Origin of the sequence: Streptomyces sp. NBC_01314, from assembly GCF_041435215.1 — a bacterium.
GTDB lineage: Bacteria > Actinomycetota > Actinomycetes > Streptomycetales > Streptomycetaceae > Streptomyces.
The window spans coordinates 7,378,280-7,402,233 of the sequence record NZ_CP108394.1; the positions used below are offsets into that span (position 1 = coordinate 7,378,280).

A 23,954-nucleotide genomic window follows, 5' to 3' on the forward strand; every position below is an offset into this window, starting at 1 on the left:
ATAGCTCGCGGGGCTTCTGATTCTGCTGGCGGGACCACAACCCCCCACGTCAACGGGTCCTGCTCGAAGGGAAATTCTGTGGTTTCTTCGTTCTCGGCGTCGCTCTCCGGGTGGTCCGGGTGGGCCGCGCGCAGGCGAGTGGCGGCCCGCGTCGCCGCACTGTCACTCGCCTCCGGGCTCGCCGTCGCGGGTGCGATCGTCACCGCGGGCCCGGCCGTCGCCGACGAGACGGCGCAGAGCTCGGGCGGAGCGACCGCGACCATAGGCGGCCTCAAGACGTACGGGACGGCCGTGCTCCGGACCGACGACGGCCAGGAACAGCAGCTTCCCGCAGGGCTGTTCGAGATGTTTGTCGACGGCGGCGGCACTCTGCAGACCTACTGCGTCGACATCCAGAACCCGACGCAGAAGGACGCCAAGTACCAGGAGACCCCCTGGAGCGGCACCTCACTGGGCGCCAACAAGGAAACGGGCAAGATCCGCTGGATCCTGCAGAACTCCTACCCGCAGGTGAACGACCTCGCGGCGCTCGCCGGAAAGGCCGGGGCCAAGGGGCTCACCGAGGAGGACGCCGCGACCGGAACGCAGGTGGCGATCTGGCGGTACTCGGACGGGGCCGAGGTGACGGCCCTGGACCCGGAGGCCGAGAAGCTCGCGGACTACCTGGAGAAGAGCGCGCGGAACCTGGCGGAACCGGCCGCCTCCCTGACGCTCGACCCGCCGGCGGTCTCCGGCCTGCCGGGCGAGCGGCTCGGCCCGGTCACGGTCCACACCAACGCGGACGGCGTGACCGTGACCCCGCCCTCGGACGGGACGGCGGACGGCGTGCGGGTCGTCGACGCGGACGGCGAGGCCGTGACCTCGGCCGGTGACGGCAGCGAGCTGTACTTCGAGGTACCCGAGAAGACCGCGGACGGCTCGGCCGAGCTGACCGTGCAGGCCTCGACGACCGTGCCGGTCGGCCGTGCCTTCGCCTCCGAGACCCGCAGCCAGACCCAGATCCTCGCGGGCTCCAGCGAGTCCACGGTCTCCGCGACGGCGACCGCGCACTGGGCCGAGAAGGGTGCGATACCCGCACTGTCCGCCGAGAAGAGCTGCGCCGAGGGCGGCCTGGACATCACGGCCGCCAACCAGGGCGACAAGCCCTTCACGTTCGAGCTGATGGGGATCACGTACACCATTGACACGGGTGAGACCCGCACGGTGACGATCCCGCTCCAGGAGGACCAGGCGTACGACTTCACGATCGAGGGGCCGAACGGCTTCGCGAAGCAGTTCCGGGGCGTACTCGACTGCCGGACGGAGACCGCGGCGAGTGCCGACGGGGACTCGGCCCAGACGCTGAGCGAGCCGAGCCCGGCGACGGTGGGCGGTGGAACGGCCACCGACATCGGCACCGACCTCGCCGAGACCGGCAGCTCCGGCGCCACCCCGGTGATCGGGGGCATCGCCATCGGGCTGGTTGTGATCGGCGGCGCGGTGATGGTCCTCCTCCGCAAGCGGAATTCGTGAAGAGGGATCCGCTGAGAGAGCCGAGAGAACCGAGAGAGCCGAGAGAACCGCGAAGGTCCGCGGAGGGACCTCGAAGTGGATCCGTGAGAGAAAACGCTCCTTGGTAACTCAACAGTGAGTGACCGCGTGGTGACACGCGCATGCGACGCGGCCCCGGTACGCCCTCGAGGCGCCGGGGCCGCGTCGCCCGTCCGGGGGGCTTCACCACGCGGTTTCCGTAGAGGGCTGGCAGTGCGGCAAGATGGGTGGTACTGCCCACTGCCAGATTTCAAGTTGCCGGACGGTTTCTCTTGGCTGAGTACATCTACACGATGCGCAAGACACGCAAGGCGCACGGCGACAAGGTGATCCTTGACGACGTCACGCTGAGCTTCCTGCCCGGCGCGAAGATCGGTGTGGTCGGTCCTAACGGTGCCGGTAAGTCCACCGTTCTCAAGATCATGGCGGGCCTTGAGCAGCCCTCCAACGGTGACGCGTTCCTGTCGCCCGGCTACACCGTCGGCATGCTCCTCCAGGAGCCGCCGCTGGACGAGTCCAAGACGGTCCTGCAGAACGTGCAGGACGGCGCCGCCGAGATCATGGGCAAGCTCAGGCGCTTCAACGAGGTCGCGGAGCTCATGGCGACCGACTACTCGGACGCGCTCCTGGACGAGATGGGCAAGCTCCAGGAGGACCTGGACCACGCGAACGCGTGGGACCTGGACACCCAGCTGGAGCAGGCCATGGACGCCCTGGGCTGCCCGCCCGGCGACTGGCCCGTCACCAACCTGTCCGGTGGTGAGCGCCGCCGCGTCGCGCTGTGCAAGTTGCTGCTCGAAGCCCCCGACCTGCTGCTGCTCGACGAGCCCACCAACCACCTGGACGCCGAGTCCGTGCAGTGGCTGGAGCAGCACCTCGCGAAGTACCCCGGCACCGTCGTCGCCGTCACCCACGACCGGTACTTCCTCGACAATGTCGCGGGCTGGATCCTGGAGCTCGACCGAGGCCGCGCGATCGGCTACGAGGGCAACTACTCCACGTACCTGGAGAGCAAGCAGTCCCGTCTCAAGGTCGAGGGCCAGAAGGACGCCAAGCGCGCCAAGCGGCTCAAGGAAGAGCTGGAGTGGGTCCGCTCCAACGCCAAGGGCCGTCAGGCCAAGTCCAAGGCCCGTCTCGCCCGCTACGAGGAGATGGCGGCTGAGGCCGACAAGATGCGGAAGCTGGACTTCGAGGAGATCCAGATCCCGCCGGGCCCGCGCCTGGGCAGTGTGGTCGTCGAGGTCAACAACCTCAACAAGGCCTTCGGCGAGAAGGTCCTGATCGACGACCTGTCCTTCACCCTGCCGCGCAACGGCATCGTGGGCATCATCGGTCCGAACGGCGCCGGCAAGACGACCCTCTTCAAGATGATCCAGGCTCTGGAGGAGCCCGACTCCGGTTCGATCAAGGTCGGCGACACCGTCAAGATCTCCTACGTCGACCAGAGCCGCGAGAACATCGACCCCAAGAAGACGCTGTGGGCCGTCGTCTCCGACGAGCTGGACTACATCAAGGTCGGCCAGGTCGAGATGCCCTCCCGCGCCTACGTCTCCGCGTTCGGCTTCAAGGGCCCGGACCAGCAGAAGCCGGCCGGGGTGCTCTCCGGCGGTGAGCGCAACCGCCTCAACCTGGCGCTCACCCTCAAGCTGGGTGGCAACCTGCTGCTCCTCGACGAGCCGACCAACGACCTCGACGTCGAGACCCTGTCCTCGCTGGAGAACGCGCTGCTCGAGTTCCCGGGCTGCGCCGTGGTCGTCTCCCACGACCGCTGGTTCCTGGACCGCGTGGCGACGCACATCCTCGCGTACGAGGGCGAGTCCAAGTGGTTCTGGTTCGAGGGTAACTACGAGTCGTACGAGAAGAACAAGATCGAGCGACTCGGTGCCGACGCAGCCCGCCCGCACCGCGCCACCTACAAGAAGCTGACCCGGGGCTGATCGATCTTGCGGCACATCTACCGCTGCCCACTGCGCTGGGCGGACATGGACGCGTACGGCCACGTCAACAACGTGGTCTTCCTCCGCTACCTGGAGGAAGCCCGTATCGACTTCCTGTTCCGCCCGGAGAAGGACTTCAAGCAGGGGTCCGTGGTGGCACGCCATGAGATCGACTACAAGCGTCAGCTGGTGCACCGGCACCAGCCGGTGGACATCGAGCTGTGGGTCACGGAGATAAAAGCGGCGTCGTTCACGATCGCCTACGAGGTCAAGGACCCGGACCAGGTCTACGTCCGGGCCTCCACGGTGATAGTGCCGTTCGACTTCGCCACCCAACGGCCCCGCCGGCTCACCTCCGAGGAACGCGAGTTTCTGGAGGAGTACAGGGACGACGAGGCGGAGGCCGTCGCCGCATGACGGTGCTCCACCTCGCCGACGAGGGGGAGGCGGCGGATCTCGCGGCCTTCCTCTCCAGGCTGCTCCACTACGACCGCGGAGCGGCGGTGCGTCTCCAGGCGGCCGGCACCGCACTGGCCGTATTCGGCCGGCCACCGTCCTTCGAGGTCCTGGCGATCCGGGCCACGCGCCTCGCCAAGCCGTACGAGCACGGGCTCGACGGCACGCTCGACGTGACCGTGTCGGCCGGTGAACTCCTGGAGTCCATCGACGATTCCGGGGCGACGGCGGTCGTGCCGGCCGCGGTGACCGGGCCGCCGTGGGCCGGGGTGCTTCCTCCGCGCGGCGGCTGGCGGCCGGAGCCGGGGCTGCCCGCGCCGGATGCCCTGCGGGCGATGGTCTCCGCGGCGGTGCGTGAATTCCGCTCCCGCACCGAGGAGTTGGTGCCCGAGCGCCGTACGCGGGCCGAGCTCGACCAAATCGGGCGGGAGATCTGGTCACGGACGGTCGGGAACACGCCTCTGCCGGTGCGGGCCGTGCACGCGGCCCAGTCGCTCGGTTTCCTCCGCACCCCACGGCCGGCCGGCCCACCAGAGGAGGCGTCACCGGGACTCTTCTCGTCGGGCGCGTGGCTGAGGCTGCGTACCCCGTACGGCTCGATCGCCGTACGCAGGGCGGGCCTCGGGGCGTTCGGCGTCAGCGTTCGCTGAGCATGCCTGCCGTGTTCCGCAGGGGCAGGGGCAGGGGCAAGGGCCAGTAGCCAGGGGCCGAGAGTGGTTGCCCGGCGGTGGTCCCGGGCCCCGTGGTCGCTGCTCAGCCCGGGGCGTTCACCATCGAGGCTGCGGCGTACGTGAGGTACTTCCACAGCGTGTGCTCGTGTTCCTCGGAGAGGCCGAGCTCGTCGACGGCGTCGCGCATGTGCTTCAGCCAGGCGTCGTGGGCGGCGCGGTCGACGGTGAAGGGGACGTGGCGCATACGGAGCCGGGGGTGACCGCGGTTCTCGCTGTACGTGGTGGGGCCGCCCCAGTACTGGATCAGGAACAGCGTGAGACGGTCCTCGGCCGGGCCCAGATCCTCCTCGGGATACATGGGCCGCAGGATCGGATCCTCGGCGACACCCGCGTAGAAACGGCGCACGAGGCGCCGGAAGGTCGCCTCGCCGCCGACCTGCTCGTAGAAGGTCTGCTCCTGAAGCGTGCCGCGCGGAATCTCATTCACGTTCCCCATGGTCTCAGACGCGGCGGCGGAGGACTTGAGGCTTAGGACCATCGAAGGGGCAGCCGAAGGGCCCGAGGGGAGGCCGGTGGCCCGGGCAGGGCGCCGGTCGGGAGACGGGCGCCGGGCGAAGGGGGCGGACCGGTTGATTCCGGACTGGTATGGCGTGGTGCTCGCCTCCGGAGGCGTCCGGCCGCACAGTGGAGGTATGGGCACGCACGCTGTGGATCACGATCTGGAACGCCTCGCCGCCGAGGCCCGGTCGGCGCTGGTGCGCGAGATCGAGGCGAGCGGGGCGTGGGACGCCGACCCGGAGTGGCGGAAGGCGTTCGAGAGCGTCCCCCGGCATCTCTTCGTGCCGTACTACTACGTGAGTGCCGTGGGTGGCTTCGAGCGGCTGTGGGGCGAGGAGCGTGACCCGCGGCGGCGTGGCCGCTGGGTGCGGGGCGCTTACGCCGATGCCCCGCTCGCCACGCGGGTGCGCGACGGGCAGCTGATCTCCTCCAGCAGCCAGCCGTCGCTGATGGCGACGATGCTCGTCGAGTTGGAGGTGGAGGACGGCGACCGGGTGCTGGAGATCGGCGCCGGCACCGGTTACAACGCCGCCCTGCTCGCGCACCGGCTCGGGGACGACCTGGTCACGACCGTCGATCTGGACGCCGACATCACGGAGGCGGCGCGCAGACATCTGGATGCAGCCGGATACCACCCGACCGTCGTCACCGGTGACGGGGCGCGCGGGGTGCCCGAGCGGGCGCCGTACGACCGGATCATCGCGACCTGCACGTTGCACTCGATCCCGCGCGCCTGGCTCGCCCAGTGCACCCCCGGCGCACGCATCCTGACGCCGCTGGCCACGGGGTTGGTGCGGCTGCTGGTCGAGGACGCCGAGCATGCCGAGGGGCGCTTCCTGCACACGTCGGCGTACTTCGTGCCGCTGCGCGGAGGCAGTGAGCCGGAGGCGATGCATCCGCACCTGGGCGGGCTGCCGAGCCGGGCCAGGGACCACGAGCTCTTCCGGTTCCTGCTGGCACTCACGGCGGGCAGCCTCGACCCGCACGAGGCCCTCGCCCTGTGGCAGCGCGAGGGCATGCCCTCCCGGGAGCGCTACGGCATCACGGTCCGCGGCGACCACGCCTGGGCATGGCTGGACGACCCGGAGGGGCCGTACGCCTGGCCTCTCCCGGGCTGAGGGCACGAGTTCGCCCGGGAGCGACCGGAGTATCGCAACCGATCACCGATCACCGATCACCGGTAACCGGTAACCGATCGGTGTCTCGGGGTAATGGCCAGGGCCGACTGAAGTCGCTCAGTCGGCCCTGGTCGTTTCGCTGGTGCGGGCCGGTCAGCCCCGGCGGATCGTGATCGTCGTCCACGCGCCCACGTGTACCCGGTCCCCGTCCTGAAGGGGGATCGGGACGAATGGCTGGATGGGGTCCTCGGAACCGTTGACGGTGGTTCCGTTCGTGGAGTTCTGGTCGACGACCGCCCAGTTGCCGTCGGGCTGCTGCACCAGCACCGCGTGCTGGTGGGAGACGCCCGGGTCCTCCGGCGGCACCGAGAGATCGATGTCGGGGGTGTCGCCGGTCGAGTGTCGGCGGCGCCCGATGGTGATCTGGTTGCCGGTGAGGGCGCGCCGCTGCTCCGGGGAGTACGCGGGCAGGTTCAGACCCGTGGCCTCGGGGCCCGAGCGCTGCATCATCGCCATGAAGTAGTCGCGGTCCGGGCCGATGGTCGCGCTCCAGGTCGTCGGCGCCTGCGGGTACGCGGGGCCGGGCGGGGCCTGGGTGACGCCGGGCTGCGGGTAGTCGTAGCCACCGGGACCGCCAGGGCCGCCGGGTCCACCCGGACCACCGGATCCGCCGGGACCGGTCGACGGCGGGGAGATCACCCAGTCGTCGTCGGCACCGAAGGACGGGCCGCCACCGGGACCGCCAGGACCCCCGGGGCCGGGACCACCCGGTCCACCGGGACCGCCAGGACCCCCGGGATGCGGTCGCCGGGTCTCCTGCGGGAAGGCGGGCGGAGCCGGCTGCCCCGCCTGCTGGAACGACTGGGGCGCCCCACCGGGACCCTGACCACCATGGGGGCCGCCCTGGCCGCCGCCGGGCCCCTGGCCGCCGTGACCGCCGGGCCCGGGACCGCCGGGGAAACCAGACCCACCGGGGAAACCGGCCCCACCGGGGCCGCCAGGCCCACCGGGTCCACCCGGCGTGGGGCCGGGCGGCGGAGGAACCGATCGGGAAGGATCGCCGCCGAAGCCCGAGGGGTCGGGACGGGAAGGATCGCCGCCGAAGGCCGACGGGCCGGGCCTTGAGGGGTCGCCGCCGAAGCCTGAAGGGTCGGGACGTGAAGGGTCACCGCCGAAGCCCGAGGGCCCAGGTCGCGAAGGGTCACCGCCGAACGCGGACGGACCGGGCCGGCCGGACTGCCCCGGGCCGGGCCGGCCGGGCTGACCCGAAGGGCCGCCGCCGAACCCGGAGGGACCCCCCGGCCCCGACTGGCCACCGGGACCGCCGGGCCCACCCGGGCGGCCGGGGCCACCGGGGCCGCCAGGACCCCCAGGGCCGGCAGGACCGCCGAACCCACCGTTTCCACCCGGACCGCCGGGCCCACCCGGGCCCGACGGCTCTCCGCCGTACGGCGGTCCCGGCGGGATCGGCTCGGCGGGGCGGTTCACCTGTGAGGGGCGGGAGCCCTGGTAGTCGTACCCGTCACCGCCGCCGCCGTAGGACGGCGGGGGCGGCGGCTGCTGCTGGAACCGGAGTGCCGGGTTCCCACCGGCACCGGGACCAGGGCCGGGGCCCTGACCGGGGCCGCCGGGGCCGTGACCCGGACCCGCGCCGGGTCCGGGGGATCCCGGCCGGGGCGCGGCCGGGGTGTACGTCGTCGCGGTGTTGGTCAGGAAGTTCCACCGGCACTCCTCGCAGAACGGCGCGCCGCCCTCGCGGGGCGTGCGGCACTGCGGGCAGAGTTCCGGCTCGGCGGCGAGGTGCGGGCGTCCACCGGGACCCCCGGGGCCACCCGGACCCGGAGGCGGGGGAGGTGAACCGGGCGGCGGATATCCGTAACCGGCGCCCGGGGGCGGCGGTGGTGGCGGCGGGGGTACGGCACCGGCCATACGGTGACCGCAGACCTCGCACCAGTCGTCGGAACCCGACTGGTGTCCGTTCGGGCAGGTCGGCATGTCGGCGCTTCCCCCTCTCCTTTCCGACCTCGCGGCCGGTTCCTGTGGCCGCGACGGGCCGGTGTGGCCGGTTCTGTCCGGATCCCCGGTGGGGAGCCAGGCTGACGTGCAGCGGTGCTACCGGTTGTTTCTACCTACTTCTTTACACGAACAGTCTTTGTCGACCGCGTTTCGAGAGTCATCTCGTCGGCCTCCGTGACCTTCGCCTTCAGTCGCACAGTACCTGTCGCCGCGTCGACCACGTCCACCACCTTCGCAAGCAGTTTCGCAGTATCCGCGTTCCCCGACGCGCTGGCGAGTTGAACGGCCCGCCCCAGCTTGGCCGTTGCTCCGTCGAAATCACCGGATTTGCGAGCATCCAGACCTTGCTGGATGACTTGCGCCAGTTCGGCCTGGCCCGTGTAGTGCGCGACCTGGGGGTTGATCGACGTGGACGCGACCATGTCGTCGGTCCACAGGGCCTTCACCAGGCCCTGGGCGCCGAGGTTCTGCGCGGTGCCGTCGGGCTGGGGGATGACGAGGGAGACGCGGGCGGCCAGCATCTCCTGGCCCAGGGAGGCGGCCGGTACCTCGACGCACACGTGGTAGTCGCGGGACTCGTCTCCCCACGAGCCGGTCGGGTAGTCCCCGGCGCGCGGTCCGGCCTCGATGCGACGGTCGGTCAACTGCTCGACCGTGGGCGCCACTTGCTTCACGAACTTGATCTGTGTGCCGACCGGGGTCCACAGCCGCAGGGCGACGTCCGCGACCTCCTTGCCCATGGCCGCCTCCATCATCTGCGTGAAGTCGGCGGACAGGGCGGCTGGGTCGGCGACGATGTCGGCGGTGCCGAGGAGCGCGGAGGCGATCTGGGTGACCTCCTTGACCTCCCAGTCGGTACCCACTCCACGCGCGTCACACGTGAACCGTCCGGCACAGGCGTCCAGCGCGGCCTTCAGATCCTCCGGGGACTCGTGCTCGTTGCGGCCGTCGGTGAGCAGGATGCCGTGGCGTATGGCGACGTCCGCCGAGGCGAGCAGCCGGTCCGCGAGCTTCAGCCAGGTGCCGATGGCGGTGCCGCCGCCCGCGCTGAGCCTGCGCAGCGCCTGCTTGGCCTGGTCCCGGGTGGCGGAGTCGGCGACCGCGAGCCGGCCGTTGCCGGGGTAGACCTCCCGGGCCACATGGGTGCCGTCGATCACCGCGAAGTGGACGCCGTCCCGCAGGGTGTCGATCGCGGCGGCCGTGGCGTCCCGGGCGTTGCGCATCTTGGTCGGCGGGTAGTCCATCGACCCCGAGCAGTCGACCATGAGCGCCACGGCGGCGGACGGTCCCTGGCCGGGCGAGTAGAGGTGCGGCGCGGCGACCGCGGTGCCGATGGTGCCGCCGCCGGTCGCGCTGACCGTCACGATGGCGTTGACCTCGCGGCCGCCTTCCGGCAGGTACTCGTTCTGGTACACCTCGACCGAGAACTGCGGCACGTTCGACTTCGAGAAATTGGCCATGCCTACTCAGATCCCCCTAGCAGCCCCACTGTTGGCCCCACAGCCTGTGGGGTGATGACTGTGCCTGCCCGCCTGAACCGGACCGGTCCCCTCCGGCCCGTCGGCCCTTCCCGTCCGGCCGCCGGGACGCTCGCGGACACCCCGCCCGCGAGCAGTCTCAGGCCGATCCTGCCCCCTGAGGAGGGGCCGGGAACGGCAGGACGGCCACTGTTACGTTGTCGTGGCCACCGCCGTCGAGGGCCCGGCCGACCAGAACCTGCGCGCAGTGCAGCGGTCGCTCGGCCGCGTCGAGGGGCACGGCCTCGGCCATCTCCTCGGCGGCCTCCGCGTAGTTCCACAGTCCGTCGGTGCACACCACCACCACACCCGGCCGGTCCGGTTTGAAGGAAGCGGTGTGCGGCTCCAGTTCGTACGCGTCCGCGCCGAGCCAGCCGGTGATCGCGTGGGCGCGCTCGTCGGCGTACGCCTCGGCCTCGCTCATCAGTCCCGCGGACACCATCTGTGCCGCCCACGAGTCGTCCTCGGTGAGCCGGGCCGGGGGTGCGCTCCGGTCCACCGGGACCCAGTAGGCGCGGCTGTCGCCGACCCAGCCGACGACCAGCAGGCTCGGTGTGACGACGGAGCCGACGATGGTGCACGCCGGCGCGTTCTGGTGCGGGGCGTGCTCCTGGGCCGTCTCCGGCTCCTCCGCCAGGGCGTTGACGGCGGCTGCGGCGGCGACGATCGCGTCGTGCAACGCCTGCTGCGGATGGGTGCCGCGCGGCAGCGAGTCCAGCACGGTCTCGTTGGCGACGCGGGCCGCGGCGAGCGAGGCGTCGTCGGGGCGGGTCGCGGAGGACACGCCGTCGCAGACGATCGCGACGACCGCGGGGGAGCCGTCCGGCAGCGCGGTCGAGGAGATCGCGAACGAGTCCTCGTTGCGGTGGTGGCGCAGGCCTCGGTCGCTGACCGCGGCCACCGCGCCCAACTCCAGTTCCATGTGGTCACGTTCGCGTGGCTGGGCGTGCCCGCAGTTCTCGCAGTAGCCGTCCCGGTCGACATGGCCCGCGCGGCAGGCCACGCACACCTTCGTGCCGGCCGGCGGGGTGGCGAGGTCGGCGGTGCGCGGATCCGGCGGCTGGGGCGCGGCCAGCGGGTACTCGTCGGGCTCGCGGGGCCGGTCGAACCGTACGCCCCGCCCCGGACCGGGCAGTTCGCCGCCGCCGGAGTCGGTGCCCGGGATGTCGGTGGGGCGGACCACCGGCGGGGGCGTGTCGGTGCTGGGCTGGGAGGCGAGGGGCCAGTCCACGGGCGTGGCCTCGTCGGGCGCGTCACCCGTCGTCCCGTTCAGGGTGACGGTCGGCTGGTCCTCCGGCGGTGCGGGCACCGCCGAGAGGTCATGGCCGCACGCACCGCAGAAGCGGTCGTCCGAGGCGAGGGGCCACTCGCAGATCGGGCACTTCGTCAGCGCGGTCGGCTGGGGCATCTGCGACATCAACTACACCCACGTCCGGGGGCGGTAACGGTTGGCACGTTCCACCAGGTCGATCCTCTCCTCGCCGCCTTGGGCGAGCCGGGCCAGTGTGCGGTACGACCGCTCCAGTCCGAAGCGGAGGCCGCGCTCGTCCAGCGCGCTGCCGAGCAGCACCCGACCGCCGGCCGGGGGCGCGGCACCCTGGCCCCCGGAGAGTACCCAGTCCAGGGCGCAGCCAAGGACCTCTGTGGACAACTGCTCGCGGCGCACCGCGTCAAGACCGTACCCGCCGAGCGCCTCGACCTGCCCGGCGGCCGCCGTCAGGTCGTCCAGGAACGGCGTGTCCGGCACGCTCCCGGACGGAGCGGCTCCGGGCGACACGGCCCCGGGAAGCACGGCCCCGGACCCGAGCGTCGCCTCCGTACGGTGTCTGAGCCGCGCCCGTACGGCGGCGACCCGGGCGGCGGTGTAGTGGATGGACGCCTCCGGTACGGACTCCAGGGTGTGCACGGCGTTCTGCCGGTCCCCGGCGGTCAGCCGGACCCGGGCGAGCCCGAACGCGGTGCTGACGAAGCTGGGGTCGGTCGTCCACACCAGGCGGTAGTACTCGGCGGCGTTGTCCAGCTGCCCGAGCACCTCGGCGCACAGACCGAGGGCCAGCTTGGGGGCGGGCTCGCCCGGGAAGGCGTCGTAGATCGCGTCGAAGGACAGCGCGGCGTTCTCGTGGTCGCCTGTGGCGAGCGCGGTCACGCCCCGGTACCAGACCACCCGCCAGTCGTCGGGGTGGTCCCGCTCCAGGGCGTCCAGGGTGGCCAGGGCGATGGTGAACTCGCCCATCTCCAGCCGGGCCCGCAGCTCGCGCAGCCGCAGCTCCAGTGAGCCGCTGGGGGCCGAGTGCAGCGCCGTGATCAGCTCGGTGGGCGCGGAGGTCATGAGCCCCGCCAGGAACCCGGCGTTCGGGTCTCCCGGGTCCACGCGCGGCACGGGCAGCGCGAGGGCCGCGGCGGCGGTGTCGAGCTCCCTGGTGAGCCGGACGGGAACGGCCGCGCCGCCGGTCAGCGGAGCGGGCGTACCGGAAGGCGATCCTCCGCTTCCGACGAGCGAAGCGGAAGGTGAACCTCCGTTCGTGGCAGGTGGAGCGGAAGCCGAACCACCGTTCCGGGCGGTCGCCACCGTGCCTCGCCGGAGGCCCTTCGCCACCGGAATCACCCGCGTCCCCAGCCGGGACACATCCCTGTCCAGCTTCGCGAACAGTTCCGTGTCCGTGACCTTCACCTCGGGGCCGAAGATCGTGGACAGGGCGGGTCGCGCCCGGCCCGTCTGGAGGGAGACGACCTCCCGCAGCACACCGGTCAGCTGCTCCGACATCTCCTGCGCGGAGGCGAACCGGCGGGCCGGGTCGGGGTCGGTGGCACGGACCAGCAGGCGGTAGAAGGACTCGTACTGGCGGAAGACCTCGATGTTGTCGGGGTCGGGCAGGGAGTCCACGAAGACGTTCGTGTAGCCCTGGAAGTCGAAGGTGAGGACCGCGAGCGTCCGGGCGACCGTGTACAGGTCGGAGGCCACCGACGGGCCCACGTCGGCGACTTCGGGTGCCTGGTAGCCGACCGTGCCGTAGATGGCCGACTCGTCGTCGTCCATCCTGCGCACCGCGCCCATGTCGATCAGCTTGAGCTGGTCCTCGGTCTGGATCGCGTTGTCGACCTTGAAGTCGCAGTACAGCAGGTTGCGGCTGTGGAGGTGACCGAGCGCCTCCAGCGCCTCGATGCCGTACGCGCACGCCTGCTCGACCGGGAGCGGGTCCCGGCGGCCGTCCGGCGTGCGGCGGTCGTTGGCGATCTCCTTGAGGGACTTGCCGCCGACGTACTCCATGACGATGTACCCGTCCAGCGAGCCGGTGTGCTGGTCGAGGTGCTCGACGAAGTTGTAGATGCGGACGATGTTGGAGTGCTCGATCTCGGCGAGGAAGCGGCGCTCGGAGATCGCTGCGGCCATCGCGTCCTGGTCGCCGGTGTCGAGCAGGCCCTTCAGTACGACCCACCGGTCCGACACCGCCCGGTCGATGGCCAGGTAGACCCAGCCCAGGCCGCCGTGCGCGAGACAGCCCACGACCTCGTACTGGCCGCGCACTATGTCGCCCGAGTGCAGCTTCGGCACGAACGAGTACGGGTGGCCGCACTTGGTGCAGAAGCCCTCCGTGCGCCCCGGCCGCTCACCGCGCGCCCGCCCGACCGGCGCCCCGCAGTCGGAGCGCGAGCAGAACCGCTTGCGCTCGGGCACCTCGGCGGTCTCCAGGACCATCGCGCGGGGGTCCGGACGAGGCACATCCGGGACCTGCACGAGACCGACACCGAGGCGGGCCCGCCCCGAGGAGCCGGCGGTCTTGCCGGAGCTGCGCACCGACACCGAACGGCCCGTCGTCCTGCCCGACAGGGCGCGCGAGAGCCGCCCGGACACCGAGCGCCGGGACTGCGAGGAGCGCGCGGACGAGCGCGAGGCGCGCGAACTGCTGGAACCGGAGCCGCGTGAGCCCCTGCCGCCTCCGGTGATGCCGGTGGGCGGGGAGTTGACCATGCCGCTCGCCGAGACGACCGGCGCGAGACCGCAGGTGTCGCAGTACAGCTCGCCGCCGCCCATGTCCTCGTACGATCCCGAGCAACCGGGCCGCTGGCACGACTGCTGCGGAGCCTCTTCGCCTGTCTGACCTTCGCCTGCCTGGCTTTCGCTCGTCAGGCCTTCGTTCGTCAGGCCTTCGTTCGTCCCACTCACGATTCCTCCTCCCTCCGGTCCTGGGGCGCGGGCCGGGCCGGCACCGACTGGCCCAGCAACTCGGCGGCCGCCTGCTGGTAGCGCAGCACCGTCATCTCGGCCACGCGCAGGTCACAGGGGGCACTCCACAGCATGCGCCGCGCCGCGTCGTACCGCTCGATCAGCAGCGAGTCCTCCGCGAAGCCGTGCCGGGCGACCTTCGCCTTGTACGCGTCGAGTCGGCCGCGCAGCTCCGCGCGGACCGCCAGCGGCGCGGTGACCGCCGTCAACGACTCCCGGGCGCGCAGCAGTTCGTCGTCCGCCTTCTGCTCCAACGACTCCAGCAGCGGGGACAGCCGGTGCCACTGCGCGTGTCTGCGGTACTCCGCAGCCATCGCCAACTGCTCCTGCAGCACGGTCGGCGGGCCGCTCACCACGGGCACCTCGGTCGCGGCGATCTTCGCCAGCACCTCACCGCGCGCGCTGCGCGCCTCGGCGAGCGTTCGGTCCGCGCGGCTGAGCACGTCCCGCAGCTTCAGCAGCCGCGACTCCGCGTCCTGCCGGACCGTCAGCACGGCGTCGATCTCCCGCCGTACGTCCTCCAGGGCACGCGCCTCACGGTCGTACGTCGTGGTGTCCGGTCGGCCGCCGCCGGGCGCCGAACTGCCCGGCGTGGGGACCCAGAAGGCGAGCGGGTCGGAGATGACCTGCTCGCGGAGCCGGGTCAGGGTGCGGGTGATCCGCTCCAGGTCGTCGCCTGCCGGGTGCTCGCCGGGACGTACACCGACGGAGTGCGCGAGCTGGCGGGTGCGCTGGAGCTCGGCGGCCAGCAGATCGATCCGGGCGGGCAGCGCGGACCACACCGCGTCGGCGGCCACGACCATGTCCAGCGAGGACGCGTACAGGTCGTTCATCCGGTCCACGAGGGTGACCAGCGAGAACTGCTCGCTGAGCCGGCTCGCGCCCTGCAGCGTCGGCGCGTTCGCCATCGCCGTGGCACTGCCCGCGACCGTCACCGCCTCACCGCGCAGCAGTTCGGTCAGGTCCACCAGGTCCTCGCGGCTGGACCAGCGGCGCCGCGAACGGATCTCCCGGGCGGAGCGCAGCGCGTCCGCGTATGCGTCGAAGTACGCCCACAGCAGCGTGATCGACGCGTCCGCCGACGTCCAGCGTTCCTTGGTGATGCCGGTCAGCGCGGCGCCTTCGAGAAGTCTGCGACCCGCGTGGTCCTGCAGGGCGAGCAGCGAGGTCTCGATGGCCTCGTGCTCCGCCCCGAGCCGCGCGAGCGCACGGTCCACCTCGTCCCGGTCCATCACCGGCCCGGTGGATCCCGCGACGCCCATCGATCACCTCTCGCTGCTGTCGGTGTACGTCAGTTGAACGCGGTCCTCGTACGTCGGTCCTGCCGCGTCAGTCGCGGTACTGCTGGGGGGAGGGCGGCCGGGACTTCTCCGCGTTCCCCACCATCGTGGCGGACAGCCAGGTGGTGTACGAGTCCTGCCAGCCGTCCTTGAGATAGTCCACCAGTACCTGGTTGACCCGGCGTACCAGATCATCCGCCTCCAGGTTCATCGCCACGCCGTAGTACTCGGTGGTGAACGGCTCACCCTTCAGATCGACCGTCGGGTCCTGCGCCGCCTGGCTCGCGGCGAGGGCGCCGTCGGTGACCACGGCGTCGACCTCGCCGAGCTGGAGCCTTACCAGGCAGTCGAGTTGGTTGGGGACCTGCAGGGATATGTCGGTGGAGGCGGGTACCTGGCCCGAGTCCTTGCCGGCTGTAAGGGCGGACAGGGCCGTGGACGTGGCCGCCGTGCAGATCCTCTTGTCCGCCAGTGTCTTGCCGTAGCCCTTGATCGTCGAGGACCTGGGGGCCAGGACCTGCTGCCCGGTTTTGAAGTACGGCTGGGAGAAGGCGACTTCCGCCATGCGATCGCAGCTGATCGTCATGGTGCGGACCACCATGTCGACGGTCCCCTTCTGGAGGGCGGTGATGCGCTGGTTCGTGGGAATCGCTTTGAGGCGCACCTTGTCCGGGTTGCCGAGTATCTCTTTGGCGATGCGGTGCACGATGTCGATGTCGAAGCCCTCCAGTTGGGCGTCGTCGTTCGTGCTGTTCGGGTCGCGGTAGCCCCAGCGGAAGCTGTTCTGGTCGACGCCGACCGTGATGTAGTCCTTGTCCCTGATCCGCTGAATCGTCTTGCCGGACTGGTCCGAGGAGGGGCTGAGGCTCCGGTTCTGCGGGTCGCCCTTCTTCTTGCAGTCGTCCGCCCGCGCCTGCGTTCCCCGGGTGACCCCCTGGCCCCCGTTGCCCGTGACGCCGTCGCCGCGTGTCCCGCTCACCGGCAGCACCAGGGCGAAGACCACGGCCAGGGCGCAGAGGACCGCCATCGCGCCCACGCCGCCCCAGCCCCTGAGACCGGCCCGCAGGCGTCGTACCGCATTCATCGCGACCCCTTCCACCGCGCCTCCTCCCGCCGCCGTCACCGGTACTCCGAAAGCCTGCGCCCGATGCCGAGCACCGCGCCCGCCGCGCCGATCACGGCCAGCACCGCGGCGCCCACGGGGAGGCCGAGCATCGCGTCGCGGCCGTCCTGGGCTGCTCGCTCGAACTCCTTCGCCTCGTACACGCTCGCGATGCCCAGGTTCTTGTCGACCTGGTCGAAGCACTCGCCGGTCGGCTTGTCGCCGTTCTCGCAGGCGGCTGTGGACTTGCCACCGATCACCTGGGCGAGAGCGCACTGGTAGTCGCCCTTGTTGTCGGCCGCGCGGGCGTTCTTGTGCCGAGCCTGCCACTCCTCCATGCCGGCGCCGGCGGCCTGAAGGGGCTTCTCGCCACCGGCGTCGTCGGCGACCCGCTCGGCGGCGGCCAGCTGTTTCTTGAGCTTCGCCATACTGGCCTCGAACGCGTAGTCGAACTTGTCCACGCTGTCGCCCTTGGCGTTCTCGGTGGTCTCCGCGCCCCGGCTGATCAGGGTCAGGTTCTCGTTGCCGCGTGCGGTGAGGGAGGCGATGCGCGCGTCGTTCAGCACGGTCAGGGACCGCACACCGTTGTCGTAGGAGTCGTTGAGTCCCGAGCGGGCGAGGGTGTGACCGCCGGCCAGCCACAGCAGGACGACGGCCGACGCGGCCGTCGCCGCGACGAGACCGTGGTTCAACACCCGGTTCGTTCGCTGGTAGTTACGGCGCTGGGCCCAGACGAGGCCGCCGATGGCGAGGACGCCGAGAGCGATCGCGGCCCACGGATACGACGTGGCGTCCGCGTAGTCGTCGCGGAGCTGCTCGTTCTCGTTGTCGTAGATGCTCTGCGCCTCTTCGAGCATCTTCTGCATCTTGTCGTTCGCGTAGCGCAGATAGGCGCCGCCCAGCGGGTAGCCCAGCCGGTTGTTGGCGCGGGCCCGCTCGACCAGGCCCTTGTACTCGGGCAGCAGGGCGTTCAGCTTGGCGATGCGTTCCTCGGATTCGGAGCCGGCCTCCGACGCGGTCGCGGCGAGGGCCAGCTGCTTCGCGGCCTCCCGCATCTCCCGCTCGTACTCCTCGCGCGACTCCTCGGTCTCCTGCCCGCCCGCCAGGAATCCGCTGGAGGCCGCGGTGTTGGCGGCGGCCAGGGAACTGTAGATCTCCGCCGCCGCCGAACTCAGCGGCTGGCTGCCGTGCAGTACGTCGTCGGCGGCGGCCGAGCGGTCGTTCATCTGCCAGGCGGTGACGGAGCCGAACACGACGACCAGGAGGGCGAGGACGGCGCCGATGATGCGCAGCCGGCCGGGCTCGGTCGTCGCGGCGGCGCGCAGCTGGTCGACGCCCTCCGCGAACGCCGTCCGGCGGGGCGGGCCGCCGTGCGGGTCCGGGGACGGCACGGGGGGCCTCGGCGGGTGCGAGGCCTGTGGCGGCACGGCCGGGCCCGGGCCCGCGGGTGGTGCCGTCGGTGCCGTGCTGCCCTCCGGCGTGAATGTCACCTGACCTCCCCCTGGTCATCCGTCCGTCACGTCCGCCCGCTCGCACGGACAGAGGTGCACGGCCGCAAGTATCGCCGTCGGGACTGACAACGCACAGACCTTGACTCGATCTTGTTCCCCGATCGTGTCCGTACGTGCTGCGCTTGTCGAATTCCGGCGCAGCACAAGGCCCTCCGCACCACCCCCTGCCCATGAATACGCACTTCGGTCGGGTTCGGTTCCCTGGGGTTCGAACGCGTTCGAGGGGGAGATCGGGGGTGGCACGGGCCGTCGGCTCACCCTCCTTCGTAATACGCCCGCACGCGCGCGTGCACGGTTTTCGGCGCCCCCAAGTGGTCGAGCCCGAGCAGCGCCGCGCCCAGCACCGGAGCGGCCGTGACCACCCGGGGGACGGCCTTGGGCGCGGCGGCCGCCAGCGCCTCGCGGACCCGGGCGTCCAGGAGGGGATGCCGGGCGGCGAGGACACCGCCGCCGAGGAGGACGGGGGTCTCCTCCCCGAGGAGGTCGAGGCGGGTCAGGGCGACCGTCGCCATGGCCACCACCTCCTCGGCCATGCGGTCCACCAGGGAACGGGCCACGGGGTCGCCGGCGGTCGCCGTGGCGAAGAGGACCGGGGTGAGTTCGTGGCGGCGGATCGCCGGGATGTGCTCCAGGTGCAGGGCCTCGACCAGGGCGTACACGGAGTCCAGGCCGAAGTGCGCGGGCAGCGCGGTGGCGAGGGCCGTGGGGCCGCCCCGGCCGTCCTCCGCGCGCGACGCGTGCCACATCGCCTCCTCGGCGAGGCCCCAGCCGCCGCCCCAGTCCCCGGAGATGCGGCCGAGCGCCGGGAAACGGGCGGTACGGCCGTCGGGGCGCATCCCGACGCAGTTCACGCCGGCTCCGCACACCACGGCCACGCCCCGCGGTTCGGCCACGCCGGCCCGCAGAATGGCGAAGGTGTCGTTGCGGACCTCGACGGTCGTGCCCCACGCGCGCGTGCGCAGCGCCGCCGCCAGCCGCTCCTCCTCCACGGGGAAGTCGGCGTTGGCGAGACAGGCCGAGACATGGTCGACCGAGCCGACCCCGGCTTCGGCGAAAGCCTGCCGTACGACCTCCGCGAGGCCGTCGACCGCCGGCGTCACGCCCACGGCCGGCGGCTGGAACCCGCCGCCGCGCGCCGCGCCGAGTACCTCCCCGTCCGGCGCGATCACGGCGACGTCGGTCTTGCTGTTGCCCGCGTCGACGGCGAGCACACTCCCGCGCCCGCCGTCGCGCCGGCGCACGCCGATGTCCGAACCCGTACGCCCGCCCGCGTCCCAACCCGCGCGCACGTTGTCGTTCGCGCCGTCGCTCACCTCGTCGCTCACCTCGTCGCTCACGCCCACGCGAGGTGCTCCCGGTTGTGTGCGAGCAGCCGGTCGGTGAGGGCCTCGGCGTACTCGTACTGCCCGATCAGGGGATGGGAGAGCAGCGCCCGGAAGACCCGGTCCCGGCCGCCGCGCAGGGCCGCGTCCAGGGCCAGGTCCTCGTACGCGGTCACGTTCGCCATCAGGCCCGCGTACAGCGGGTCCACGGCCGGCACCGGCAGCGGTGCCGCCCCCTGCCTGCCCACGGCGGCCTGCACCTCGATCACCGCGTCGGCGGGCAGGAAGGGCAGCGTGCCGTGGTTGAGGGTGTTCACCACCTGGTACGGGCTGCCCCCGTCGCCCAGGAGCGACGCGGCCAGGTCCACGGCCGCCTCCGAGTAGAAGGCCCCGCCCCGCCTGGCGAGCAGCGCGGGCTTCTCGTCGAGCGCCGGGTCGGCGTACATCTCCAGCAACTGCCGTTCCATCGCGGCCACTTCGGCGGCCCGCGAGGGCTTGGTCGCCAGCTCCCGTACGACCTCGTCGTGGGCGTAGTAGTAGCGCAGGTAGTAGGAGGGGACCACGCCCAGACGGTCCAGGACAGGGCGGGGCAGACGCAGGTCCGCGGCGATGGTGCCGCCGTGGCCGGCCAGCAGCGTCGGCAGGACGTCCTCGCCCGAGGGGCCGCCGAGGCGGACGCCGGTCTCCCAGGTGAGGTGGTTGAGGCCCACGTGGTCGAGGTGGACCTCGGCCGGGGTCACCCCCAGGTGCGCGGCGAACTTCCGTTGCAGGCCGATCGCCACGTTGCACAGGCCGACCGCCTTGTGGCCGGCCCGGAGCAGGGCGCGGGTCACGATCCCCACCGGGTTGGTGAAGTCGATGATCCAGGCGTCGGGGTTGGTACGGCGGACCCGTTCGGCGATGTCCAGGACGACCGGGACCGTGCGCAGCGCCTTCGCCAGGCCGCCCGCGCCGGTGGTCTCCTGGCCCACGCAGCCGCACTCCAGCGGCCAGGTCTCGTCCTGCTCACGAGCGGCCTGGCCGCCGATGCGGAGCTGGAGGAGGACGGCGTCGGCGTCCTCGACGCCCCGGTCCAGATCGCCGGTGGTGACGATCCGCCCGGGGTGCCCCTGGCGGGCGAAGATCCGCCGGGCCAGGCCGCCGACCAGCTCCAGCCGGTCGGCGGCCGGGTCGACGAGCACCAGCTCCTCGATCGGCAGCGTGTCCCTGAGCCGGGCGAACCCGTCGACGAGTTCGGGTGTGTAGGTCGACCCTCCGCCGACCACGGTGAGCTTCACTGACGACTCCCTGACTTCAGGACACGGGTTACGCCGAGAGACGGCGGCCGGGGGATCGGGGGGTGTCCCCCGGGAAAGCACTGCATACGTGGATCAACCCTTTACGCCGGTCAGGGTGACGCCCTCGACGAACGCCTTCTGCGCGAAGAAGAACACGAGGATCACGGGGGCCATGACCAGGACGGTCGCGGCCATGGTCAGATTCCAGTCGGTGTGGTGCGCGCCCTTGAAGGACTCCAGGCCGTAACTGAGCGTCCAGGCGGCCGAGTTCTCGGAGGCGTAGATCTGCGGGCCGAAGTAGTCGTTCCAGGCGTAGAAGAACTGGAAGAGCGCGACGGCGGCGATGCCCGGCTTGGCCATCGGCAGGACGACCCGCAGCAGGGTGCGCAGTTCGCCGCAGCCGTCCACCCTCGCCGCGTCCAGGTACTCGTTCGGGATGGTCGTCAGGAACTGCCGGAGGAGGAAGATCGAGAACGCGTCGCCGAACGCCATCGGGATGATCAGCGGCCACAGTGAGCCGGACAGGTCCATCTGCTTGGCCCAGAACAGGTACATCGGGATCACGACGACCTGCGGCGGCAGCATCATCATCGAGATGACCAGCATCAACGCCAGATTGCGGCCCCGGAAGCGGAACTTGGCGAGCGCGTACGCCACCGGGATCGACGACACGACGGTCAGGACGGTGCCGAGTCCCGCGTAGATCAGGGTGTTCTTCCACCAGGTCAGGAAGCCGGGAGTGTCGAGGACCTGGCGGTAGTTGCCCCACTCCCAGGTGTCCGGGACCAGATCGCGGGTGAGGGCCTGCTGGTCGCTCATCAGCGAGGTCAGCACGACGAAGACGAAGGGCAGGGTGAAGAAGAGCGCGACGGCCACGCCCAGGGAGTGGACGGCTATCCACTCCAGCAGCGCCCGGCGGCGGGCGGTGCGTTCACTCGCCGACGGCGCGCCCACGAGTACGGGTTTGTCGAGTACCTGGGTCATCAGTCACCCGCTCCGATCAGTCCGCCTCGGCGCCGCATCAGCAGCGCCGTGAACACCATCGACAGGGCGAACAGCACAAGGGCGACCACGCACGCGGAGCCGTAGTCGAAGCGCTGGAAGCCGAGGTTGTAGACGAGCTGGGGCAGTGTCAGCGTCGACTTGTCCGGGTAGCCCGGCTCGAACTGCTGACCGGAGCCGCCGATGATGCCGGAGGCGACCTTCCCGGCCACCAGGGGCTGCGTGTAGTACTGCATGGTCTGGATCACGCCCGTGACCACGGCGAACATCACGATCGGCGAGATGGTCGGCAGCGTCACGTACCGGAACCGCTGCCAGGCCGAGGCCCCGTCCAGTTCGGCGGCCTCGTACTGCTCCTTCGGCACGTCGAGCAGCGCGGCCATGAAGATGACCATCAGGTCGCCCACGCCCCACAGTGCGAGCGCGGTGAGCGCCGGCTTGGACCAGGCGGGGTCCGTGAACCAGCCGGGCGTCGGCAGGCCCAGCCCTTCGAGGAGGGAGTTGACCGGCCCGGTCCCGGGGTTGAGGAGGAAGACGAAGGCCAGCGTCGCGGCGACCGGCGGCGCCAGGTAGGGCAGGTAGAAGAGGGTGCGGAAGACGCCCGCGCCGGTCTTGATCTTCGTGATCAGCAGGCCGACGCCGAGTCCGAACGCCACCCGGCAGGTCACCATCACGAGGACCAGCCAGAGCGTGTTGCGCAGGGCCGGCCAGAACAGCGGGTAGTCGTTGAAGACGTAGGACCAGTTGCCCAGGCCGCGGAAGACCGGAGTACCGAAGCCGTCGTACTTCATCAGGGAGAAGTACACGGTGGACACCAGCGGATAGGCGAAGAAGACGCCGAACCCGATCAGCCAGGGTGACAGGAAGGCCACCGTACGAAGCGCCGACCGGCGGCGCTTCGAACGGAGCGTGTGCGTGGACGCGAGGGTCACGCGCGGGGAGTGCGTGGACATAGGACGGATCCCGTTTTCCGTTTCCGGTATTCCGTACCGCTACTTCGCCTGCGCGATGTCGGTGTCGATCTGCGCCGCGGTCTTCTCCAGACCCTTGTGCAGATCCGTCACCTTGCCGGACTCGTACTGGTAGCCGAAGTCCTGGAGCGTGGTCTGGTACGTGGAGCCGTTGATGGAGGCCGGCGGGGTGTTCGAGTGCGTGTTCTGGGTGATGTCCAGGAACGTCTGGAAGCCCTCGTCCACCGTCAGGTCGGGCGACTTCAGGGCCGCGAACGTGGACGGCACGTTGTGGATGGCGTTGGCGAAGGAGACGACGGCCTCGGTGTCGGTCGTCAGGTACTTCACCAGCTCCCAGGCCGCGTTCTGCTTCTGGCTCTGCGGGGCGATGCCGATGATCGTGCCGGAGAGGAAGCCCTTGCCGTACTCGTCGACCTCGTCGTCGGCCACGGGCATCGGCGCGGTGCCGATCTCGAAGTCGGTCCCGGCGTCCTTCGCCATCCCGAGCCGCCACTCGCCGTCCAGCTGCATGGCCACCTGGCCGGTCTGGAACGGGTGCTTGGCGCCCCACTCGTCGCCGAAGGTGTTGCGGTACTTCTCCAGCTTCGCGAAGCCGCCGAGCGAGTCCACCAGGTTCTTCTGGTACGTGAACATCTCCGCGAACGCCGGGTCCTCGGAGATGTTCGACCTGCCCTCCGCGTTGAAGTACGCGTGGTCCCACTGCGACATGTAGTGGTCCACGACCGTCTCGTAGCCGTGGTAGTTCGGCATGAACCCGAGCTGCGAGTAGCTGTCGCCCTTGGCCTTGGTCAGCTTCTTCGCGACCTTCGCGAACTCCGTCCACGTCTTCGGCGGCGACTTGATGCCCGCCTCCTCGAACGCGTCCTTGTTGTAGTACAGCCCGTACGCGTCACCCAGCAGCGGCAGTGCGCACCGGGTGCCCTCGAACTGGGTGTAGTCCAGCATCGGCTTCGGGATGATCTTGTCGAGATCGAGCTTCGACTTGTCGATGAAGGGCTTCAGATCGAGGAACGCCCCCGACGAACAGAACTTGCCGATGTTCGACGTCGTGAACGACGACACCACGTCGGGCCCGTTCGAACCACCCGCCCGCAGCGCCTGGTTGAGCTTGTCGTCGTTGATGTTCCCGACGACCTTCACCGTGATGTTCGGGTGTGCCTTCTCGAACCGGTCCACGTTCGCCTGGATCGCCTTCACCTCACCGGGCGCACTCCACCCGTGCCAGAAGGTGATCGTCGTCCTGGCGCTCGGGTCGTCGGAGGCGGCGGTGCCGGCCTCACCGGTACAGGCGGTGGCGAGGAGGGAGAGGGAGGCGGCGGTGGCGAGCGCGATCGCCGCTTTCTTGGATATTCCGGACATGGCGAGGCCTCCTGAGGAGAGGGATGAGGTGAAGTGCCCCGAAGGGGCGCGGGGCTGTATCGATGTGCGGCTCCGCCGCGTGGGCGCGACGCGACCAGCCAC

Annotated in this window: 18 protein-coding genes; 5 read left to right on the forward strand and 13 right to left on the reverse strand. The window is 70.9% G+C overall.

Annotated features, from left to right (window positions below):
- Window positions 1–78: 78 nt before the first annotated feature.
- The 4 genes from OG622_RS32590 (at window position 79) to OG622_RS32605 (ending at window position 4,573) form a co-directional block, all read left to right on the forward strand.
- Window positions 79–1,512 (forward strand): TQXA domain-containing protein, encoded by a 1,434-nt coding sequence (locus tag OG622_RS32590; protein WP_371580198.1) that lies wholly within the window; start codon window positions 79–81, stop codon window positions 1,510–1,512.
- Window positions 1,513–1,802: 290 nt separating this feature from the next.
- Complete coding sequence (ettA, locus tag OG622_RS32595; RefSeq protein WP_371580199.1) at window positions 1,803–3,467, forward strand: energy-dependent translational throttle protein EttA; 1,665 nt, start codon at window positions 1,803–1,805, stop codon at window positions 3,465–3,467.
- Window positions 3,468–3,473: 6 nt separating this feature from the next.
- Window positions 3,474–3,884: an acyl-CoA thioesterase gene (locus OG622_RS32600; RefSeq protein WP_371580200.1), complete on the forward strand. Its 411-nt coding sequence runs from the start codon at window positions 3,474–3,476 to the stop codon at window positions 3,882–3,884.
- The gene (locus OG622_RS32605; RefSeq protein ID WP_371580201.1) at window positions 3,881–4,573 is read left to right on the forward strand and encodes a hypothetical protein; all 693 of its coding nucleotides are present in this window, start codon (window positions 3,881–3,883) and stop codon (window positions 4,571–4,573) included. Before OG622_RS32600 ends, OG622_RS32605 begins: the two co-directional genes overlap by 4 nt.
- A 103-nt stretch (window positions 4,574–4,676) precedes the next feature.
- Here OG622_RS32605 and OG622_RS32610 read toward each other — a convergent pair whose 3' ends face one another.
- Entirely contained in the window at window positions 4,677–5,090 is a 414-nt protein-coding gene (locus tag OG622_RS32610; RefSeq protein WP_371580202.1) for a globin, read from the reverse strand.
- Between the two features lie 196 nt (window positions 5,091–5,286).
- Between OG622_RS32610 and OG622_RS32615 the strand changes: the two genes are divergently transcribed.
- Window positions 5,287–6,270 (forward strand): methyltransferase domain-containing protein, encoded by a 984-nt coding sequence (locus OG622_RS32615; protein ID WP_371580203.1) that lies wholly within the window; start codon window positions 5,287–5,289, stop codon window positions 6,268–6,270.
- 153 nt (window positions 6,271–6,423) lie between these two features.
- Here the strand turns inward: OG622_RS32615 and OG622_RS32620 are convergent, their stop codons facing one another.
- From OG622_RS32620 to OG622_RS32675, 12 genes are all read right to left on the reverse strand, one after another.
- Window positions 6,424–8,265, reverse strand: coding sequence for an FHA domain-containing protein (locus tag OG622_RS32620; protein WP_371580204.1), 1,842 nt, complete (start codon window positions 8,263–8,265; stop codon window positions 6,424–6,426).
- A gap of 134 nt (window positions 8,266–8,399) precedes the next feature.
- On the reverse strand, window positions 8,400–9,746 hold the full coding sequence (locus OG622_RS32625) for a VWA domain-containing protein (RefSeq protein ID WP_371580205.1): 1,347 nt from the start codon (window positions 9,744–9,746) through the stop codon (window positions 8,400–8,402).
- Window positions 9,747–9,903: 157 nt separating this feature from the next.
- Entirely contained in the window at window positions 9,904–11,223 is a 1,320-nt protein-coding gene (locus tag OG622_RS32630) for a PP2C family serine/threonine-protein phosphatase (protein WP_371580206.1), read from the reverse strand.
- Window positions 11,224–13,836, reverse strand: a complete 2,613-nt coding sequence (locus tag OG622_RS32635; protein ID WP_371580207.1) for a tetratricopeptide repeat protein — start codon at window positions 13,834–13,836, stop codon at window positions 11,224–11,226.
- A 128-nt stretch (window positions 13,837–13,964) separates the two neighbouring features.
- Window positions 13,965–15,290 (reverse strand): hypothetical protein, encoded by a 1,326-nt coding sequence (locus OG622_RS32640; RefSeq protein WP_371580208.1) that lies wholly within the window; start codon window positions 15,288–15,290, stop codon window positions 13,965–13,967.
- Between the two features lie 67 nt (window positions 15,291–15,357).
- Entirely contained in the window at window positions 15,358–16,392 is a 1,035-nt protein-coding gene (locus OG622_RS32645) for a glutamate ABC transporter substrate-binding protein (protein WP_371580209.1), read from the reverse strand.
- Between the two features lie 35 nt (window positions 16,393–16,427).
- Window positions 16,428–17,900 carry a hypothetical protein gene (locus OG622_RS32650; RefSeq protein WP_371580210.1) on the reverse strand — a complete coding sequence of 491 codons (1,473 nt, stop codon included), beginning with the start codon at window positions 17,898–17,900 and terminating at the stop codon, window positions 16,428–16,430.
- Window positions 17,901–18,175: 275 nt separating this feature from the next.
- Complete coding sequence (locus OG622_RS32655) at window positions 18,176–19,132, reverse strand: N-acetylglucosamine kinase (RefSeq protein ID WP_371584293.1); 957 nt, start codon at window positions 19,130–19,132, stop codon at window positions 18,176–18,178.
- A gap of 122 nt (window positions 19,133–19,254) precedes the next feature.
- Window positions 19,255–20,520 carry a 6-phospho-beta-glucosidase gene (locus OG622_RS32660; protein ID WP_371580211.1) on the reverse strand — a complete coding sequence of 422 codons (1,266 nt, stop codon included), beginning with the start codon at window positions 20,518–20,520 and terminating at the stop codon, window positions 19,255–19,257.
- A gap of 93 nt (window positions 20,521–20,613) precedes the next feature.
- Window positions 20,614–21,504, reverse strand: coding sequence for a carbohydrate ABC transporter permease (locus OG622_RS32665; RefSeq protein WP_371580212.1), 891 nt, complete (start codon window positions 21,502–21,504; stop codon window positions 20,614–20,616).
- Window positions 21,504–22,475 (reverse strand): carbohydrate ABC transporter permease, encoded by a 972-nt coding sequence (locus OG622_RS32670; protein ID WP_371580213.1) that lies wholly within the window; start codon window positions 22,473–22,475, stop codon window positions 21,504–21,506. The genes OG622_RS32665 and OG622_RS32670 overlap by 1 nt, the downstream gene beginning before the upstream one ends.
- 39 nt (window positions 22,476–22,514) lie before the next feature.
- The gene (locus tag OG622_RS32675; protein WP_371580214.1) at window positions 22,515–23,852 is read right to left on the reverse strand and encodes an ABC transporter substrate-binding protein; all 1,338 of its coding nucleotides are present in this window, start codon (window positions 23,850–23,852) and stop codon (window positions 22,515–22,517) included.
- Window positions 23,853–23,954 lie beyond the last annotated feature (102 nt).

Coding starts and splice junctions, on each gene's coding strand:
- OG622_RS32645 (WP_371580209.1), bottom strand. CDS start 16,392: ATGAATGCGGTACGACGCCTGCGGGCCGGTCTCAGGGGCTGGGGCGGC.
- OG622_RS32665 (WP_371580212.1), bottom strand. CDS start 21,504: ATGACCCAGGTACTCGACAAACCCGTACTCGTGGGCGCGCCGTCGGCG.
- OG622_RS32625 (WP_371580205.1), bottom strand. CDS start 9,746: ATGGCCAATTTCTCGAAGTCGAACGTGCCGCAGTTCTCGGTCGAGGTG.
- OG622_RS32635 (WP_371580207.1), bottom strand. CDS start 13,836: ATGGGCGGCGGCGAGCTGTACTGCGACACCTGCGGTCTCGCGCCGGTC.
- OG622_RS32605 (WP_371580201.1), top strand. CDS start 3,881: ATGACGGTGCTCCACCTCGCCGACGAGGGGGAGGCGGCGGATCTCGCG.
- OG622_RS32675 (WP_371580214.1), bottom strand. CDS start 23,852: ATGTCCGGAATATCCAAGAAAGCGGCGATCGCGCTCGCCACCGCCGCC.
- OG622_RS32670 (WP_371580213.1), bottom strand. CDS start 22,475: ATGTCCACGCACTCCCCGCGCGTGACCCTCGCGTCCACGCACACGCTC.
- OG622_RS32615 (WP_371580203.1), top strand. CDS start 5,287: ATGGGCACGCACGCTGTGGATCACGATCTGGAACGCCTCGCCGCCGAG.
- OG622_RS32640 (WP_371580208.1), bottom strand. CDS start 15,290: ATGGGCGTCGCGGGATCCACCGGGCCGGTGATGGACCGGGACGAGGTG.
- OG622_RS32610 (WP_371580202.1), bottom strand. CDS start 5,090: ATGGGGAACGTGAATGAGATTCCGCGCGGCACGCTTCAGGAGCAGACC.
- OG622_RS32620 (WP_371580204.1), bottom strand. CDS start 8,265: ATGCCGACCTGCCCGAACGGACACCAGTCGGGTTCCGACGACTGGTGC.